This is a genomic window from Capnocytophaga sp. oral taxon 863 str. F0517 (assembly GCF_000466425.1).
In the GTDB taxonomy this organism is placed as follows: domain Bacteria; phylum Bacteroidota; class Bacteroidia; order Flavobacteriales; family Flavobacteriaceae; genus Capnocytophaga.
Map to the genome: position 1 here is coordinate 1 of NZ_KE992170.1, position 643 is coordinate 643.

General features: G+C 45.7%; 2 protein-coding genes. Both read left to right on the forward strand.

Annotated elements, in window-relative coordinates; genetic code table 11:
- The first annotated feature begins 110 nt into the window (after positions 1-110).
- Entirely contained in the window at positions 111-260 is a 150-nt protein-coding gene (locus tag HMPREF1551_RS14040; protein WP_177608251.1) for a hypothetical protein, read from the forward strand.
- 4 nt (positions 261-264) lie between these two features.
- The gene (locus tag HMPREF1551_RS09390) at positions 265-585 is read left to right on the forward strand and encodes a MobC family plasmid mobilization relaxosome protein (RefSeq protein ID WP_021638906.1); all 321 of its coding nucleotides are present in this window, start codon (positions 265-267) and stop codon (positions 583-585) included.
- The last annotated feature ends 58 nt before the right edge of the window (positions 586-643 follow it).

The window sequence follows — 643 nt, forward strand, 5'->3', positions numbered from 1 at the left end:
TTGTGAGGGTGGCAAGCCCCCCTTCAATCCCCCTTTTCAGAGAGCCGAAAGGCTCATAGTGTGACGGTGGTAGCACCGAAGAAAGAGAGGTCAAAGGCATGAAAAAAGAAATGGATAAAATTCAGTTTGAGTACAGATACGAGGTGCAGGAGCTGATGAAAGTAATTGATAAATATGTAAAACAGAACCCGGCAGAAAAGGAAAATAAGACGCTGGAGCGTTTCTTTGACTTGCTTGATGTCATGGATATGGAGTGGTAAGGGTATGAACAAGACAAGACCAAAGCAGTTATCATTCCGAGTAAGTGAAGAAGAATACCGGCAGTTGCAGGAGAAGATTTTAGAGAGTGGAAAGAACCAGCAGGAGTATATCCTTTCCTGTGTGCTGGAGAAGCAGATCGTGAATACGGACGGTATCAAAGAACTTATCCCGGAACTGAAACGGATAGGGAACAACCTCAACCAAATAGCAAAGCGGTGTAATGAGGGGGGAATGTTGCCGAGTGAAGCGGAAGTGCGGAAGCATGGAGAGGAGCTGAACAAAGTATGGCAGTCATTAAGGCGGTATCTTCAAAGGCGGGCATAGGGCACGCAATAGATTATGTGACGAAAAAAGAAAAGACAGAGGAGAAGCTTGTCAGCGG

Bases quoted from the DNA above. Each gene is read 5' to 3' on its own strand.
- HMPREF1551_RS14040 (WP_177608251.1), top strand. From the start codon at position 111: ATGGATAAAATTCAGTTTGAGTACAGATACGAGGTGCAGGAGCTGATG.
- HMPREF1551_RS09390 (WP_021638906.1), top strand. From the start codon at position 265: ATGAACAAGACAAGACCAAAGCAGTTATCATTCCGAGTAAGTGAAGAA.